Genomic DNA, 16098 nt, shown 5'->3' on the forward strand with positions numbered 1-16098 from the left:
TATATATTGCAGCATTACAACACTAAGCGGGGCCATAGTTATAACAACTATTTACCGCCAGTGGTGATGGAAGCAGCCGCTTAATTTAAACACCTATAAAGGTGTACAGTTTTACTTGACCACTTCAATCCAAGCCTTCAAGGCTTTCAAGGACTCTAGGTTCTAAAGGTATACCTCTATCTCTTAGAATGTCATGAAGTTCATTACCAGTATCGAAATTTAACTCATAACGTTCGCTATTATAGTTAGAGACATTATTAAGTTTAAAAACGAATTGAACTTCAGGAGCAAACCCTAGCACATCGAAAATCTTAATTAATCGATCGTATCCCCATCCCATAGTCAGCTTTTCAAAAATCCCTGACATAGCAGATGATATAAGAGAAATGGCTGAAGCTCCAAAAGCTCCTGCACTTCTTATTCCTACATATCGGTAATTAGAAATCTCATATGTATTTGGTCTCTTTCTATGTAGTGGGAACTTATCAAATGGGCTAGTGGAAACTGCAATTATTTTCGGTTGATCAACAGATTTATAATGATTGTGGAAAACATACTCTTCGCGATGAACATCGTAACGTTCAGTATACTCTCTAGCCAGTTCAGAAATCAGTCTGCTTTTACCAACGCCATTTTTACCTGTTAGCATGGTGTAACAATTTTCACCATGCATCAACTCACTAGGGATTACCAATGGTACCCCTTGATATTCTTCAATTACTCTCATAACCTTCTCAAATTTAATAAGATATAACGCCTGCATAACACGTTTGCTACGATACAGACTTAGCTGAATTTTACTACCTTAATCCCTGAAACCAAAGGCAAACTGACAACGCCGAGTGTAGCAAATCGTGTTGATGCATTTGTTATAAGCGATTCTGATTTTGCCAATAACTATAAAGACCACTGATATCTGACGAGCACATTAAACTCATTGCGCCCTTGATTTGGTCATCGCTCCATTGCCACCATTTCATTTCTAACAACTGAGCAATCTCAATTTCAGTGAAACGATAACGAATATGTTTAGCTGGATTTGAGCCAACAATTGAATAAGGCGCGACATCTTTAGTTACGACAGCTCGACTTGCGATAATTGCACCATCACCGACTTTTACACCGCTCATAATCATTGCTTCAGTGCCAATCCAAACATCATTACCAATTACCGTGTCCCCTGAACGTTCAAAACCATCTTTAGCGTCCGAGAAATTTTCATTCTCTTGATAGAAAAACGGAAACGTACTGACCCAATTATTTTGATGTCCTTGATTGCCTGCCATCATAAAAACAGCACCCGAACCAATTGAGCAATAACTACCAATAATTAATTTATCAATATCCGTTCTATCAGCCAATAAATAACGAGCACAATCATCAAAGCTATGATTATGATAATAGCCAGAATAGTAACTATGCTCACCCACAAAAGGGCTTTCAAAATAATTGTTCAACCTAAATCCTCTTTTAAGCTTATAACGCCTGCATAACACGTTTACTACTATGCAATCATATCTAAAATTGACGCCTTAAAACGAGAAACACCCGACAACCTGAGATGCCGAGTGTAGTAAATCGTGTTGATGTATTTGTTATGTGTGATATTTATTTTTTAATAATGTCATACGCAATAGTTTTATTATAATTACTAGCAGCTGTTGATTTAAGTAGCTCACTGTAAAACTGCCCAAATGGGGAACAATATCTTGCAACAATAGGCCATCGAGCGCCCTCCATTCCTAATCCATTATCGTCTAAAGAATACTCAACTACATGATTTGAAGTGATTTCCTCACATTCAAATCTATTCTTCGCATTTGGGTTATGAAATATATACAAACCATCAAGCAAGTCCTCTGGGTGATCCATATTGACCTCATGAATTTTATAATGAGGTGATGAAAATCTGTCATATCTAACATTAATAACATGTGCACTATCATGCTGCATTGACTTACTAAGTGATGACAATTTCCCTAATGTCAGTGTATTTGTAAATATAATGGCTGAAATATCTTTCATTTTCTCATTATTGAAAATGCCTAATTCTATATTTGAGTTTGTCCCTGGCTTTTTAACTGATTGCTTAATCATGTAAGCGTCTTTTTCTGGAGAGTAATACCAACCATACAAAAGCGCAAACATAGAGTATATATATTCTTTACCATAGTTTATTTGACCATATGAAGACAATGCTATTACATATGGACGTTCATCATTAACCCATTCACAATCTTTATAACCAGTACTCCACTTACCTTTCTTATTTTTATATCCTTTATATTTATCTAATTTGGCATAAATTGAATTTGAATGTCGAACTATTGCTTCATCAATCAAAGCTGAAAATTCGACATCAGTTTTAATAGGTTCTAGCATACTTAGATGATCATCAGTAGTTCTTTCTGATTCAGGTTTTCCTCCTTTCTTAATCTCAGATACTACAGCCTCAACAAAAAACTCATACTCACCTTCAATGATAAAATCAGGCCTATTATATTTTTCTTGCAAACTAAGACCTAGCTTTTTAAAAACAGCATTTAAATAGAACTCCCAAAATGCAGAGTGAAACGTTGTTTGAAATTCAAGTGCAATTTTATTATCTCGATCATGAAAATCTTTCGTCCAATCATTAATTATTTCACGGGCCCCTTTGTAATAATACTCATCTCTCAAAAGTTTAAATTTATCGTGTAACTTATCTTCTGGAAGATTTGGAATTTTAGCAAAAACATCCATCTTAACTTTACCCTTAATGTTGATTTACACATAACAACTTATTATATTAACAACTTGCCCGAATTTGTTCTTTGAACCTGCGCCCGTATTTAATTCGTCATTATACAAAAAACATTATAAATCAAAAAAATTATTACATTGGTTGCCCGATAGAAGTCACAAAATCGGGCATCTGCCTTTTAGTTGCTACTTTTTTTACTAATACTAATTGCTGTATGTATTAACAGTACAAAAGGTGCGATATGGTATCTCTCTTTCTAACTTACATAAAAGAATACATGTATCAAAAAAGCTACGCAAAACGTACCGTTGAAAGTTACTTATATTGGATTAAAAACTATATTTTATTCCATAATAAAAAACATCCTTATAAATTAGACAATGATGATGTTGAACAATTTCTGTCTTATTTAGCCAATCAATTACATTCATTAAATAATAATTAATAACGATTCAACACGCTGTAAATAGATTCCCTATCTCGTTCGTAACCTCACTGTAGGGAATGACGGGGTGAGTTTTATATTTATTCTTGGAATTTTCAGTGAGCGTTTAAAAATATCAAAATATAATAACACTACAACACGCTATAAATAGATTCCCTATCGCGTTCGTAACCTCACTGTAGGGAATGACGGGGTAGGTTTTATATTCACTCTCGGAATTTTCAGTGAGCGTTTAAAAATATCAAAATATAATAACACTACAACGCGCTGTAAGTAGATTCCCTATCTCGTTCGTAACCTCACTGTAGGGAATGACGGGGGTGAGTTTTATATTCACTCTTGGAATTTTCAGTGAGCGTTTAAAAACATCAAAATATAATAACACTACAACACGCTGTAAATAGATTCTCTATCTCGTTCGTAACCTCACTGTAGGGAATTACGGGGTGGGTTTTGTATTCACTATCTGAAATTTTAATCATCATTTTAAATATAATTATGGGCTTGCTTTAATTCGCTGTTCCTAAACCCTCATCCCTTACAACCTATCCCCTTTATCCCCTTCAAAAAAAGCCGACAATTAAGTCGGCTTTGAATTACTAAATATTATTCGCGTTAATTAAGAGTTAGCTGATGCCGCTTCAGCCGCAACTGAACCTTCTTCTGGACGCTTTAAGAATGCGTACAATACACCAGTAACTACCGTACCCGCAGCAATAGCGACTAAGTAAAGTAACGCTGGTGATATTGCGTTTGGAATTAACAGAACAAACAAGCCGCCATGTGGAGCCATTAGTTTTGCACCAAATAACATTGATAATGCACCTGTTAACGCGCCACCAATCATACAGCTTGGAATAACACGCATTGGATCGCGGGCTGCAAATGGGATCGCGCCTTCAGTAATAAAGCACATACCTAGTACAAACGAGGCTTTACCTGCTTCATTTTCGCTAGCTGAGAACTTACGCTTCGCAAGGAATGTTGCTAAACCCATACCCATTGCTGGCACCATACCTGCTGCCATTACCGCAGCCATTGGCGCATAAGTTTGTGAGGCAAGTAAGCCAACACCAAAGGTATATGCGGCTTTGTTTACAGGACCACCTAAGTCGAAACACATCATACAACCAAGGATAATACCCAGTAATACCGCGTTGGCTGAACCCATATTATTTAAGAACGTGGTTAAGCCAGCCATTGCTGCTGATACTGGACCACCAACAATATAGATCATCACCAAGCCGGTAATTAAGCTGGCTAATAATGGCACAATCAAAATCGGTTTTAGCGCTTCCATTGATTGTGGCAGTTTGATTTTTTCAACTAAGAATTTAGCACTGTAACCCGCTAGGAAACCAGCAACGATGCCGCCTAAGAAACCCGCGCCTGTGGTACTAGCTAACATACCGCCAATTAAACCCGGTGCTAAACCTGGGCGATCGGCAATTGAGAATGCGATGAAACCCGCCAATACTGGCACCATTAACGCAAATGCTGAACCACCACCGATGGTCATTAAGGCTGCGGCTAACGTGCCTTCTTGTTTAAAGGCTTCGATACCAAATACAAACGATAAGGCAATGGATAAACCACCAGCCACCACTAATGGCAACATGTAAGACACACCTGTCATTAGGTGTTTATACGGCCCTGCTTTTTCTGCTTTGTTGTTAGCCGCTTGAGCGTTACTATTTCCAGAATGTTGATATACCGTGGCGGTTGCAAAGGCTTTTTCTAGCTCTGGTTTAGTTTTCTTAAGTGCTAACCCTGTGCTGGTTTTGTAAAGCTTTTTGCCATTAAATCGGGCTAAGTCTACTTCAATATCTGCTGCAATAATCACTAAATCAGCGGCTGCAATCTCCGCATCTGTTAATTGGTTTTTAGCGCCAACTGAGCCACGGGTTTCAACTTTAATCTCATAACCCTGACGCTGACCTTCTTCTGTCAACGCTTCTGCTGCCATAAAAGTATGAGCAACACCCGTTGGGCAAGCAGTGATCGCGACAATTTTCTTAACCGCATTATCAGCCTCATCAGCAAGCGCTTGAGTGGTTGCTGCTGTTAATAATTGTGCTTGTGTAACGGCGTCTGTTAGCCATGCTTTGGTATTTTCAAAACAAGCTGTGATATCTGCTTGATAAACTTTTTTACCCACAAAGCGTGAGTTATCAATCGCTGTGCCCGTCGCAATGATGATCACTTCAGCATCATCAATCTGTTGTTGAGTCAGTTCTTTGGTTGGATTAAATGCAGTTTGGCATTCAATGCTTGCTTGCCATTGTAGTTCTGCGGCGGCTTTTTCTAATAAACCCGCTGCGATAATGGTGGTTGCGATGCCGCTAGGACAAGCTGTTACTAATGCTATTTTCATATTTACACCTTGGTCAATGTTGCTTCACATGTTCTTCTGTCGTTAAGCAATGATGTGATTAAGCTCTATGTACTTAAGCTATTGAGTTACAATGACATGTTTAGCAATATCATTAACTTTATTGATATTCTCAACACCGACACCCACTTGCGTCACCGCTACTGCTGATAATGCCGTCGCAAATTGTAATGACTGTGCTTTTGAATGTTGATTAAGTTCACCCCAACATAAACCAGCAACTAAAGTATCACCTGCGCCAACGGTACTCACGACGTCCATTTTTGGCGGTTGAGCATGTAACCAGCCTTCATCGTTAAACCACATCACCCCTTTTGCACCGAGTGATACCACAACATTCGTGATCCCTTTAGCTGCAATTTGTTCTGCAACATCCATACATTGTTGTTGCGTTTCTAGTGCTTGTCCTGCCCATTCAGCCAGTTCTTCATCATTCGGTTTAACCAACCACGGATGGGCTTCCAAACCTGCTTCCAATGCGGACTTACTGCTATCAAACAATACTTTTTTGCCCAATTGATGTAATTTTTCTAACCAATTGGCGCACATGTCAGGGGTAATACCTTGTGGCAAGCTACCTGCAATCACAAACACATCATGGGTTACTGCTAATTCAAATAATGTTTTTTCAAAGGCTAAAATATTGGCAGCTGTAACGGCAACGCCAGGAAAATTAATGTCACTCACCTGACCATTTTTTTCGACCAATTTAACATTAATTCGGCTTGCACCCGCCACGCGGATAAACTTATCGGTTGCGCCTATTTGCTCAAACAATTGGCAAAAAGGTTCTTGATTATCAGCACCTAATAAACCCGTTACTGTCACATCAGCACCAAGCTCTGCTAAAACTTTAGCAACGTTCACGCCTTTACCCGCAGGATGTAAATTACCGTGTTCAACCACATTGACACGGCCTAGCGAAATGGTCGCTAAACTGCCAGTAAGATCTAATGCTGGGTTGAGTGTTACCGCGACAACTTTAGGTTTAACAACATGGTGCATGGTTTGTGTCTCTGTCTGTAAGGTTGAAATTGTCATTGCTGCGATCCTTATAGTTTTTCGCCTAAGCCATCAGCAATAGCTTGACCGATTGCCGTTAATGCCGCATCTGCATCACTGCCATGTGCGGTAAATTGCAATTCATTACCGCATTTCACACCAAGTCCAATCACTTTCATTAAACTTTTAGCATTAACGGGCTTACTGTCGCTGGTGATATTAACCACTTGAATATCCGCATCGAATTTCTTGGTGGTATTAACTAACATTGCACCAGGGCGAGCATGTAAACCATGGGGATTACGAATCGTAAATATAGCTTGATTGCCTTCTAATGCGACTTGCGTCAGCGCGGTTACCATTTCTTGTGCTGATGATGCTAACCATTGAGCAATCTTGCCTTGATAAATCAAAGATGTGAGGTACTCAAGGTTCGCTTTCTGGGCCGTATTATTGGCCGCGATCATGATCATACCCGCCACAGGGTGACCTAATTCTTCAAAAGGTATTTGCGGTGTTACCACTGAAATCGCAGTACGTTTAACCTGCTTATTACTTTTAACCAACCATAAGCCTTGCCCTAAATAACTTGCCCCTTGGCTAATCGCATCAGTCACTGTGGCCGTTTCTGCAAATCCTTGGTATTTAATTAATCCCGCAGCAACAGCGGTTAACTGTAATAAATCTTGCGCAGGAAATTGCTTCAAAATGAGCTCAGCATTACATTCAGCTTCTTGTTGTTCGTCACCAAGAAGTACGGTAATGATCGCTTGTTCAGATTCACAATGACGTAATTTATCTTCAACACCATCTGCTGATAACACTTTGGTTAATTGCTTTAGAATACCTAAATGCTCATCTGATTTAGCGGCAATCCCTATCGCAATGTAAGCCGTATGATCATCACCCCATGGCACACCGTGTGGAAAGTGATGAATTTTCACTCCGGTATGGTTAACTAAATCACGGGTTTCAGTCGTACCATGTGGGATCGCAATACCATTGCCTAAATATGTTGAATTCTGTTGCTCACGGGCAAGCATGCCATTGACATACCCTGTCTGTACTAATCCCGTTGCTTCAAGATCAGCCGCCAACGCTTTAATGGCATCTTCTTTATTCAATGCGACTTGTTGCATCGCTATATCATTTTTAGACAGTGATAACATGTAACTCTCCAATTCAATGCTCTGTGAGATCATTGCTATTTATGGTTCTATTTATTTAAAACTATGGGTTAACCCTATCAGCTTATTATTAATATTTTCTGGCCTGTATTAATAATAAACTGAATCCTTTCAGCAAAACGGTAAATAAAAATGCCCTGTATTAGACAATACTCTAGCTACTCGAACATACATTTAACACCTTGCTGAATCCTTTCAGCTTGCATACTGAATCGTTTCAGCTAGAATTGCAAACTTTGATAAGTATGCATTAAGTGAATATATGATCAAGCGCACAAACTTATATTTAACAAATAACAATCTAGCCTATTAACACGCTGGCGCTTCCCTATACACTGACAATGGACAACAACAATGACATTAGATGAAATCGCAAAACTCGCTGGTGTGTCTCGAACAACAGCAAGCTACGTTATTAACGGTAAAGCGAAACAATATCGTATCAGTGAAAAAACCCAACACAAGGTTATGGCCATTGTTAAAGAACATGACTATCGCCCCGATCATGCCGCGACGTCACTTCGTCTTGGAAATAGCCATTCCCTTGGGCTAATTATTCCTGATTTAGAAAATAGCAGTTATGCCAAAATTGCTAAATTATTAGAGCGTAATGCGCGCAAAGCGGGATATCAAATGATCATATCGTGCTCTGATGATGATCCTGAAACAGAGATGAAAGTCGCCGATATGCTACTCAGTCGTCGTACTGATGCTTTAATTGTTGCGAGTTCATTAGCGGTAGATAATCATTTTTATAGAAAGATTCAAGCTCATGGCGTACCTGTAATTGCTATTGACCGCGCATTAGATGACGAATTCTTTGCATCTATTATTAGCGAAGATTTAGAAGGAGCCTATCAACTAACACAATCACTATTAAGTCATCCGATTAACAGTATTGGTCTAATTGGCGCAGTGCCTGATTTAGGGGTATCAAAAGAACGCCAACAAGGCTTTACCGCTGCGGTAAAACGTCATCTACACCCCGTAACGACTATTATGAGTTATGGGGAACATTTTAGTCAGCAAAATGGGCAACGTATGGTTCAACAATGGATTGATGATGATTGTTTTCCTGATGCGATATTAGCGACGTCTTATACTTTATTTGAAGGTGTGCTTGATTGTCTGCTTAAAAATCCCCAACTAATGAGTCATACTTATCTCGCAACGTTTGGTGATAACCGCCTATTGGATTTTTTACCGAATAAAATACAATCATTACCACAACAATTTGAGCTTATTGCTGATAAGGCTTTAGCTTTAGCACTTGAAGCAATAAAAGGAAACTATGAACCGAATATTGAGGTCATTCCTCGTCAAGTCATTCCTCGTTAATACTATAGTTATTATCCTATTGCAGAATATTAACAATAATGAAAAAATACACGATTACTTATTTTTATCTCTTTCTACTAAGTTGTTATAGGCTCCACCATGTATTTACGTCTTAAAGCATTATTAATATCGCATGCACAATTCTCTCATGCTTTACGGGTAACATTAGCGATTGCTTTCACGCTCGCCTTTTATTCCATCGTACCCGTTCCTCATTCCATGTGGGGACCGGTTACTGTAATTGTCGTTATGATGCAACCTTATGCTGGAGCCATTGTTTATAAAGGTTTTCAACGTATTGGTGGGACATTATTAGGGGCAATATTAGGGTTATTAACCGTCTTATTTCCCGATCAGTTTGATTACCTAATTCCGGTATGGATGTTAGCGTGGGTATTCTTACTCTCTTTAAAATCTTACGGTAAGAATATTTATTTCTTCTTTTTAGCCGTAATGACGTTAATTATTGTTTCTTATCAGGGCAATACCTCTTTAGAAGTCAACGTCGCATTATGGCGTGTCGCTAATATTCTTATTGGCAGTTTGATTGCTATTGCATTTTCAATGTTAATGCCTATTCGTGCGATAACAGGTTGGAATTTACTGTTTAATCAAAATTTACGCGCATTACGTCAACTTTATCAAGCGCATGCTTCGGCTCATATGTTGAGTCTTAGGCAGTTAAATGTCATGAAACGTGAAGTATTAGAACGACACATGAAAATGATCATTCTATTACCTAATGTGCAAAAAGAAAGGCATAAACTCTCGGGTCATTATCGAACTATTATTACGGTACAACGCTCATTAATTAGTGTTACTGAACAATTAATTGAAACGCATTGGAGTTCAGATATCAGTCGACGTCAATTATTAGCTCAAACAGATCTAAAACAATATCAACAACATATTATTACTATTTTAACGCAATTAGAGCTGGCATCGGCTAATCATAGTAGCTTAGCGGGTATAGATACATTACCGAATATAGATCTTCTCCCAATAATGGCAGAAGAGATATCACCTAATGACGCGGCTAATTCGCTGGGTATCTATGGCTATTTTTGGCTAACTCGTCAGTTTATTAGTCGACTTGATGCACTTATTATTCAATTGCGAATTATTAATCAGTAAATCCACTATCTCTATCTTAAAAAATACCCAATTACCACCGATACTCAACCAATATTAATAATTTTTCGAGCATCGATGGTAATTGGGCACCACATTCAAGACAAGCTAACCATTTTTCCAGCGCAAATTAAATAAACGTTCTCTATTTTGTTTTTCAATTCCATAAATTTGAGTATCAGAGAAGATTTTTTAAAATTAGATTGAATTTTTAGGCCTGACATTACTTATATACTTCAATGGGTTACAAAAAAATAATCAAGAATAATATCCTTATTAATAAAAATAGATGTACATGAAATAATCAGGTGGTATTATATGCCATGCTCTGTTGTTTAGAGAGTTATTAAATGCAACACCAAGTAACAGTTAAACCTTCAGCTACATCAACGTTATCGTTTTGTACTTCAGTGTTTCCCTTGTATTGGCAGCGACATTAATAATTTAACCACTTAGCACATCGCATTTTGGCGGTTAATTAATCATATTTATATAAGGAACATTACATGTCTAATCAAACAACTGGTCTAGTAAAATGGTTTAACGAAGCAAAAGGTTTTGGTTTTCTTTCTCAAGACAATGGCGGTGCTGACGTATTCGTTCACTTCGCTGCTATTTCTTCAGATGGCTTCAAAACATTAGCTGAAGGCCAAAAAGTATCTTTTGAAGTATCAGAAGGTCCTAAAGGTCTTCTAGCTGCAAACGTTGTAGCTTTATAATTTATCCTCGCTGATAAATAATAAAAATGCTGGCTATGGCCGGCATTTTTTATGCCTGTTATTTAGTGATTAATTATAGTTATGTTTTTATTGATCTAATATTTAGCTTGTTAACGAACATCGCAGAAATTTAAAAATTGATATCATAATTAATAAACATGTTATTTATGATATATTCGTTTTTTAAATAAATTAAATTGCGAGTGAGATCTACTTATTTAAGCATAGATAATGCGATTTTTTATTTACCACCCTTTTCTTCACAAAAAATATAACAAAAAACAATTAAAAAAGGCAGAGTAAACGCTGCCTAAAGAAAGGTATTATTATTAATGTGATATATGTACTGGTTAAATAATAAAACACTACTGTTTAAATATTTTTTATGGCTATTTTCTTGAATATTTAATCTAAAATAGATTTATTTGAAATCTATTTATTATAATAAACATTTATTTTATTTTTAATAATATATACAGTATTTTTTATGAAAATCAGGCTAAATCTTTAGCTGTATTTAAAAATTTATGAGGGTATTCTTTTTCACGTTTTTGAAAAGATAAAATAGAAGACTTAACAATTACACCATTATCAATGTTGATTGCTTGTTGAATAGTATTATTCTCATACCAACTATCACGGCCAGCTAATATATTAGGTAAATAAACAATTAATGCTGCAGAAATTGAACGAGTAGCACTTTCCCATAAATAACTCGGAGTGTGATCTACTGCATAATAATCTATCGTTTTATATTTAAACGTTGGATTTTTAAATGTGGTTGGTTTCGCAAAAAAGAATCCCATGCCTTCATCACAACTGACATCAATAATTAAACTATTAGGTTTGAGATATTTGCATTCAGACTCAAGAATAAAGTTTGTGGGTTTTTCTGTATTTTGATATGTGCCGTTTACGATAATATCGGTTTCATTTATAAGATTTTTTAATGGTCGTATTATTCCATCACAATCAATCACAACCATGCGTTCTTCTGTATCACTACCGCCTCAGATTCTAACATAGTTACAATCGAGTATTTCTTCTCGCACCTCATTGAGTAAACGCTGAGTACAGATAGTGACATCCCTAAAACCATGCGCCTTTAATGCATGTATAGCACCACGACTAACAGCACCAAAACCAAACACTATTGCTTTACGCTGATCGCCATAATGTCCATCAATACCTTTCAATTGTAGAGCGTGTAATACGGCACAATAGCCTGCCATTTCATTATTTTTATAGAATGTATGACGACCTACTTGACCATCAGGAGACCAGGTGTACATATCTTCAAAGGCAATCAGTGTTTGTTTACGCTCTAATGCTATTTGAGTTATATCTTCTTGTTGTACACAATGTACATACCCCCATAGTGTTCCACCTTCGCGTAGTTCTTGTAAATCTTGTAATACTGGCTTAGCAATGATAACCGTACCAATGTTAGCTAATAAGTCGTGACGACTAGCAATGCCTCCTGTTAAATCTGCAATTTTTGAGTCTGAAATACCAAATGCAGCACCATAACCTTCTTCAAAAATAAGTTGTTGACGAAGTTTTTTAGGGATTCGAAGTAAATGTTCTGGATGAATTGGATATCGTTGTTCATCTTCTTTTCTTGAAGTCCCAATGACTCCTATTTTTAATGTATTCATGTTAGTCGTCGTGTCCTTTTTATAACAAAATTAATAGATGACGTTATAAACACATAATTCAAATGGAAAGGATTAGAATCATAAAATCAACATACGAAAATATATTCTTATTGTTATTAGAAATGAAATAACAAGGTAATACAGTAACACGTTTTTTTTTATTATGTCGATTAAGTCATCATATTTATAAATCAGGAAAAAAACACTGTTGATATTTTATATTGTTAACTTGTCAATAGGATTTAAATGCATTGTTTATTAAAAACTCTAGATGTTTTTTTTAGTTGCCAATAATCGGTTTTATTCTGATTTTCATTAAAATAAAAAGGTATTAATTTCTACCTGATTACCACCGAGGCTCATCAAAAACCAATAATTTCTCAGCTGTCGATAGTTATTTTTCACTATTTTAAATTAGTGTGTTAAATAATAGTAATAATAAAAGGGGAACAAATAATAAACCCGCGTTATTAATTAATAGCGCAGGTTTCTCTTCTTAACAAATAACCGTTGTCACTTCATGATCTATCAGCCACTGTTGTAAACGTGGCGCTTGTGAAATAGCATCATAATAAATATTACAATCTTTTGATGCATTCCCCGCAACAACTAACAACATTTTTAATAGTGTTATTATCGCATCATTTTGAGTATCTACTCGATAATGAAGCTTGGCATTGGCAAAGTCTTGTCCTAATGCCAATTGTGCTAATTGCGTAACATCCACGACAAAACCATCAAAATAATGAATAAACGTATCGGCTAATAATGCATTTGCAGGCACAGAACAAAGCATATGGACTTTTAAGCCATTTGCGCCTCGGCATAAACCTTGTTCAGCCAACAAATCAATTATAGTTGCCGCTTCACTAAAAGTACGTACAAACGGTACTACCAATTCAATCGTGTCACCACCAACAGCTGCACGAGCACGTTTAATTACCTCACATTGCAACGCAAAACTGGCCTTATAATTAACGTCAGCATAAAGACTCACACCGCGTAATCCTAATTGTGGATTAATTTCAGTGGCTTCTAGTTCGGCACCTAATAGTTGGCATCGGCATTCGGCATTAGCCCCTGCTAATTGTACTTTTAGTGGCGCAGATCCTTGTTGTCTTGCTGCTGATACTAATAACTCAGTCAGTATAGCAACATAATATTCAGCCAACGCGACAGTCTGTTGCCCATATTGCTCGGCTATTTTTTGTTGTAACGCTTGCTGAGTCGCATCAGATAAAAGATTCTGTTGGGTAAAAACTAATGGATGAATAGCCACCGAGGTGGCAATAAGATCATCTAATAATACTAACCCAATTCCCTCACTATTTAGCGCCGCTAATTGTTGCGCATTGTGCAACACCGCTGTTGTTGTCAACAATAATTCAGTTTGTGTTGTCATACTCCACCTGTACCTCCATGTTAAAAAGCCGAGTACCTATCAATCTTAATGTATTAAATAGGCAATTATTGACATTACTGTGTGTTTAATTTTCAAGCAAGAATAAAACGTTATTTAATAACAATGATTCAATTTTCAAACTATATGCCATCAGGTTTATGTTGATTAATAATTGCATGCAAAATCACCCTTTCAGTAAACAATTTCCACAATTACTCATTAAAAACCTATTTGTTATCACAAGTTTGGTTTATTCCAATGATGATTTGGGCTATCTTAACGGGGTTATTACAGAGATACCAAGGTAGGCACACTATTATGCCAATGAAAACAGATGAACTTCGCACAATAAGTCTCGGTCTTATGCCGACCCCAGCAGAAGTAGAAACAGCCTCACCAATGACAGATGCTATTGCTGTGCATGTTGATAGTGCACGTAAGCAAGTAGAATCCATCCTATCAGGTAAAGATTCACGTCTTTTGGTGATTGTAGGGCCATGTTCAATTCATGACACCGACGCTGCTATAGACTATGCGAAACGCCTTGTTGCTGTACAAGAAATATATAAAGACCAGCTTTTGATCGTTATGCGCACTTATTTTGAAAAACCGCGTACCGTTATTGGCTGGAAAGGTTTGGTCTCAGATCCACATTTAGATGGAAGTCTTGATCTCGCTACAGGTTTACACAAAGCGCGTAAATTATTAATTGATATTAATGCGTTAGGGTTACCCACTGCGACTGAATTTTTAGATATGATCACCGGTCAATATATTGCAGACCTTATTACATGGGGAGCCATTGGTGCCCGCACCACTGAATCTCAAATTCACCGTGAAATGGCATCAGCACTGTCTTGCCCTGTTGGCTTTAAAAATGGCACTGATGGCAATATTAAAATTGCGATTGATGCTATTCGTGCCACACGTGCATCACATTTGTTTTGCTCACCCGATAAAAATGGTCAAATGACAATTTATCGCACTGCAGGCAATCCATATGGGCATATTATTCTTCGCGGTGGCAAGATACCCAATTATCACCAACAAGATGTTGCAATAGCTTGCAAAACATTAGCTGAATTTTCATTAACACCAAAGTTAATTGTCGACTTTAGCCATGGTAATTGCCAAAAACAACATAAACGTCAACTTGATGTAACGGCTGATATTTGTGAGCAAATTCGTAATGGTAGCCAATCTATTGCTGGCATTATGGCAGAAAGCTTTATTGAAGAAGGTAATCAAACGGTAATCAGCGGTAAAGAAAATGAACTTGTATATGGACAATCAATTACAGATCCATGTATTGATTGGAATGATACGTTAGTAATGCTTGATATGCTGGCTAGTGCAATTAAAGACGCCAACGCATAATCTTCCGCTTAACATCTTAATACAATAAAGGAGCACCAGTACATTGTTGCTCCTTTCCTCATTGTTAATTAACGGTATAATGTACACGTTAATTTATAACGGGATATATTTCCCATCTTCAGATTAGAGGCCAATAACATGCCATGTTTTGATATTATTTCCGAAGTAGATACCGTAGAAATCAAAAATGCGGTAGATAATTCAATTCGAGAAATTAGCACTCGTTTTGATTTTCGTGGTGTTGAAGCCAACGTAGAATTAAACAAAGAAATCGTAAAAATCACCTCAGAATCAGAATTTCAACTTGACCAAATTGTGGCAATTTTACGTGGTAACCTTGCAAGACGTGGTGTTGATGCCAATGCTCTTGAGCGTAAATCAATCAATTTTTCAGGTAAAACAGCATCACAGAACATTGAATTTAAGCAAGGTGTTGAAACCACTAATGCTAAAAAATTGGTAAAAGCGATTAAAGACGCTAAATTAAAAGTGCAAGTAGCAATTCAAGGTGAAAAGCTACGTGTAACCGCTAAAAAGCGTGACGACTTGCAAGCTACAATGGCATTAGTTCGTGCACAAGATCTTGGTCAACCATTCCAATTTGATAATTTCCGTGACTAAACACTGTAAACAGCATAAAGGAAGCGTATTATCGCTTCTTTTTTTATCTTTTCATTCAACTATTTTTGAATATCTTTAAAAAT

15 protein-coding genes are annotated in these 16098 nt (G+C 37.0%); 6 read left to right on the plus strand and 9 right to left on the minus strand.

Going from position 1 to position 16098, the window contains the following annotated elements:
• Positions 1-124: 124 nt before the first annotated feature.
• The 3 genes from CIK00_RS00005 to CIK00_RS00015 all read right to left on the minus strand — a co-directional run bounded on the left by CIK00_RS00005 (position 125) and on the right by CIK00_RS00015 (position 2742).
• Complete coding sequence (locus CIK00_RS00005) at positions 125-763, minus strand: hypothetical protein (RefSeq protein ID WP_101766893.1); 639 nt, start codon at positions 761-763, stop codon at positions 125-127.
• A 106-nt stretch (positions 764-869) separates the two neighbouring features.
• Positions 870-1457: a CatB-related O-acetyltransferase gene (locus CIK00_RS00010; protein ID WP_373322836.1), complete on the minus strand. Its 588-nt coding sequence runs from the start codon at positions 1455-1457 to the stop codon at positions 870-872.
• Positions 1458-1608: 151 nt separating this feature from the next.
• Positions 1609-2742, minus strand: coding sequence for a hypothetical protein (locus tag CIK00_RS00015; protein WP_101766894.1), 1134 nt, complete (start codon positions 2740-2742; stop codon positions 1609-1611).
• A 242-nt stretch (positions 2743-2984) separates the two neighbouring features.
• On the opposite strand from CIK00_RS00015, the gene CIK00_RS00020 reads away from it, so the two are divergent.
• Positions 2985-3188, plus strand: coding sequence for a phage integrase N-terminal SAM-like domain-containing protein (locus tag CIK00_RS00020; RefSeq protein ID WP_101766895.1), 204 nt, complete (start codon positions 2985-2987; stop codon positions 3186-3188).
• 619 nt (positions 3189-3807) lie between these two features.
• Here the strand turns inward: CIK00_RS00020 and fruA are convergent.
• The 3 genes from fruA to fruB all read right to left on the minus strand — a co-directional run bounded on the left by fruA (position 3808) and on the right by fruB (position 7751).
• Entirely contained in the window at positions 3808-5562 is a 1755-nt protein-coding gene (fruA, locus tag CIK00_RS00025; RefSeq protein WP_101766896.1) for a PTS fructose transporter subunit IIBC, read from the minus strand.
• Between the two features lie 78 nt (positions 5563-5640).
• Positions 5641-6585, minus strand: a complete 945-nt coding sequence (pfkB, locus tag CIK00_RS00030; protein ID WP_101767371.1) for a 1-phosphofructokinase — start codon at positions 6583-6585, stop codon at positions 5641-5643.
• A 47-nt stretch (positions 6586-6632) separates the two neighbouring features.
• Complete coding sequence (gene fruB / locus CIK00_RS00035) at positions 6633-7751, minus strand: fused PTS fructose transporter subunit IIA/HPr protein (protein ID WP_101766897.1); 1119 nt, start codon at positions 7749-7751, stop codon at positions 6633-6635.
• A 372-nt stretch (positions 7752-8123) separates the two neighbouring features.
• On the opposite strand from fruB, the gene cra reads away from it, so the two are divergent.
• From cra to CIK00_RS00050, 3 genes are all read left to right on the plus strand, one after another.
• The gene (gene cra, locus CIK00_RS00040) at positions 8124-9107 is read left to right on the plus strand and encodes a catabolite repressor/activator (RefSeq protein WP_101766898.1); all 984 of its coding nucleotides are present in this window, start codon (positions 8124-8126) and stop codon (positions 9105-9107) included.
• 99 nt (positions 9108-9206) lie between these two features.
• Positions 9207-10241, plus strand: a complete 1035-nt coding sequence (locus CIK00_RS00045; RefSeq protein WP_101766899.1) for an FUSC family protein — start codon at positions 9207-9209, stop codon at positions 10239-10241.
• Between the two features lie 503 nt (positions 10242-10744).
• The gene (locus tag CIK00_RS00050; protein ID WP_101766900.1) at positions 10745-10957 is read left to right on the plus strand and encodes a cold-shock protein; all 213 of its coding nucleotides are present in this window, start codon (positions 10745-10747) and stop codon (positions 10955-10957) included.
• A gap of 494 nt (positions 10958-11451) precedes the next feature.
• Here CIK00_RS00050 and CIK00_RS21475 read toward each other — a convergent pair whose 3' ends face one another.
• The 3 genes from CIK00_RS21475 to CIK00_RS00060 form a co-directional block, all read right to left on the minus strand.
• Positions 11452-11943, minus strand: coding sequence for a Rossmann-fold NAD(P)-binding domain-containing protein (locus tag CIK00_RS21475; RefSeq protein WP_233426515.1), 492 nt, complete (start codon positions 11941-11943; stop codon positions 11452-11454).
• 24 nt (positions 11944-11967) lie between these two features.
• Positions 11968-12615 carry a Rossmann-fold NAD(P)-binding domain-containing protein gene (locus CIK00_RS21480; RefSeq protein WP_233426516.1) on the minus strand — a complete coding sequence of 216 codons (648 nt, stop codon included), beginning with the start codon at positions 12613-12615 and terminating at the stop codon, positions 11968-11970.
• 496 nt (positions 12616-13111) lie between these two features.
• Positions 13112-14017 carry a putative PEP-binding protein gene (locus CIK00_RS00060; RefSeq protein WP_101766901.1) on the minus strand — a complete coding sequence of 302 codons (906 nt, stop codon included), beginning with the start codon at positions 14015-14017 and terminating at the stop codon, positions 13112-13114.
• A 318-nt stretch (positions 14018-14335) separates the two neighbouring features.
• Here CIK00_RS00060 and CIK00_RS00065 point away from each other — a divergent pair, with 318 nt between their 5' ends.
• On the plus strand, positions 14336-15394 hold the full coding sequence (locus CIK00_RS00065) for a 3-deoxy-7-phosphoheptulonate synthase (RefSeq protein ID WP_101766902.1): 1059 nt from the start codon (positions 14336-14338) through the stop codon (positions 15392-15394).
• A gap of 138 nt (positions 15395-15532) precedes the next feature.
• Positions 15533-16015: a YajQ family cyclic di-GMP-binding protein gene (locus CIK00_RS00070; protein ID WP_101766903.1), complete on the plus strand. Its 483-nt coding sequence runs from the start codon at positions 15533-15535 to the stop codon at positions 16013-16015.
• The last annotated feature ends 83 nt before the right edge of the window (positions 16016-16098 follow it).

The organism is Photobacterium carnosum, from assembly GCF_002849605.1.
In the GTDB taxonomy this organism is placed as follows: domain Bacteria; phylum Pseudomonadota; class Gammaproteobacteria; order Enterobacterales; family Vibrionaceae; genus Photobacterium; species Photobacterium carnosum.

Excerpts from the sequence above, each read along its gene's own strand:
- CIK00_RS00020 (WP_101766895.1), top strand. The coding sequence starts at position 2,985 with ATGGTATCTCTCTTTCTAACTTACATAAAAGAATACATGTATCAAAAA.
- cra (WP_101766898.1), top strand. The coding sequence starts at position 8,124 with ATGACATTAGATGAAATCGCAAAACTCGCTGGTGTGTCTCGAACAACA.
- CIK00_RS00045 (WP_101766899.1), top strand. The coding sequence starts at position 9,207 with ATGTATTTACGTCTTAAAGCATTATTAATATCGCATGCACAATTCTCT.
- CIK00_RS00070 (WP_101766903.1), top strand. The coding sequence starts at position 15,533 with ATGCCATGTTTTGATATTATTTCCGAAGTAGATACCGTAGAAATCAAA.
- pfkB (WP_101767371.1), bottom strand. The coding sequence starts at position 6,585 with ATGCACCATGTTGTTAAACCTAAAGTTGTCGCGGTAACACTCAACCCA.
- CIK00_RS00015 (WP_101766894.1), bottom strand. The coding sequence starts at position 2,742 with ATGGATGTTTTTGCTAAAATTCCAAATCTTCCAGAAGATAAGTTACAC.
- CIK00_RS00065 (WP_101766902.1), top strand. The coding sequence starts at position 14,336 with ATGCCAATGAAAACAGATGAACTTCGCACAATAAGTCTCGGTCTTATG.
- CIK00_RS21475 (WP_233426515.1), bottom strand. The coding sequence starts at position 11,943 with ATGGTTGTGATTGATTGTGATGGAATAATACGACCATTAAAAAATCTT.
- fruA (WP_101766896.1), bottom strand. The coding sequence starts at position 5,562 with ATGAAAATAGCATTAGTAACAGCTTGTCCTAGCGGCATCGCAACCACC.
- CIK00_RS21480 (WP_233426516.1), bottom strand. The coding sequence starts at position 12,615 with ATGAATACATTAAAAATAGGAGTCATTGGGACTTCAAGAAAAGAAGAT.
- fruB (WP_101766897.1), bottom strand. The coding sequence starts at position 7,751 with ATGTTATCACTGTCTAAAAATGATATAGCGATGCAACAAGTCGCATTG.
- CIK00_RS00050 (WP_101766900.1), top strand. The coding sequence starts at position 10,745 with ATGTCTAATCAAACAACTGGTCTAGTAAAATGGTTTAACGAAGCAAAA.
- CIK00_RS00005 (WP_101766893.1), bottom strand. The coding sequence starts at position 763 with ATGCAGGCGTTATATCTTATTAAATTTGAGAAGGTTATGAGAGTAATT.
- CIK00_RS00060 (WP_101766901.1), bottom strand. The coding sequence starts at position 14,017 with ATGACAACACAAACTGAATTATTGTTGACAACAACAGCGGTGTTGCAC.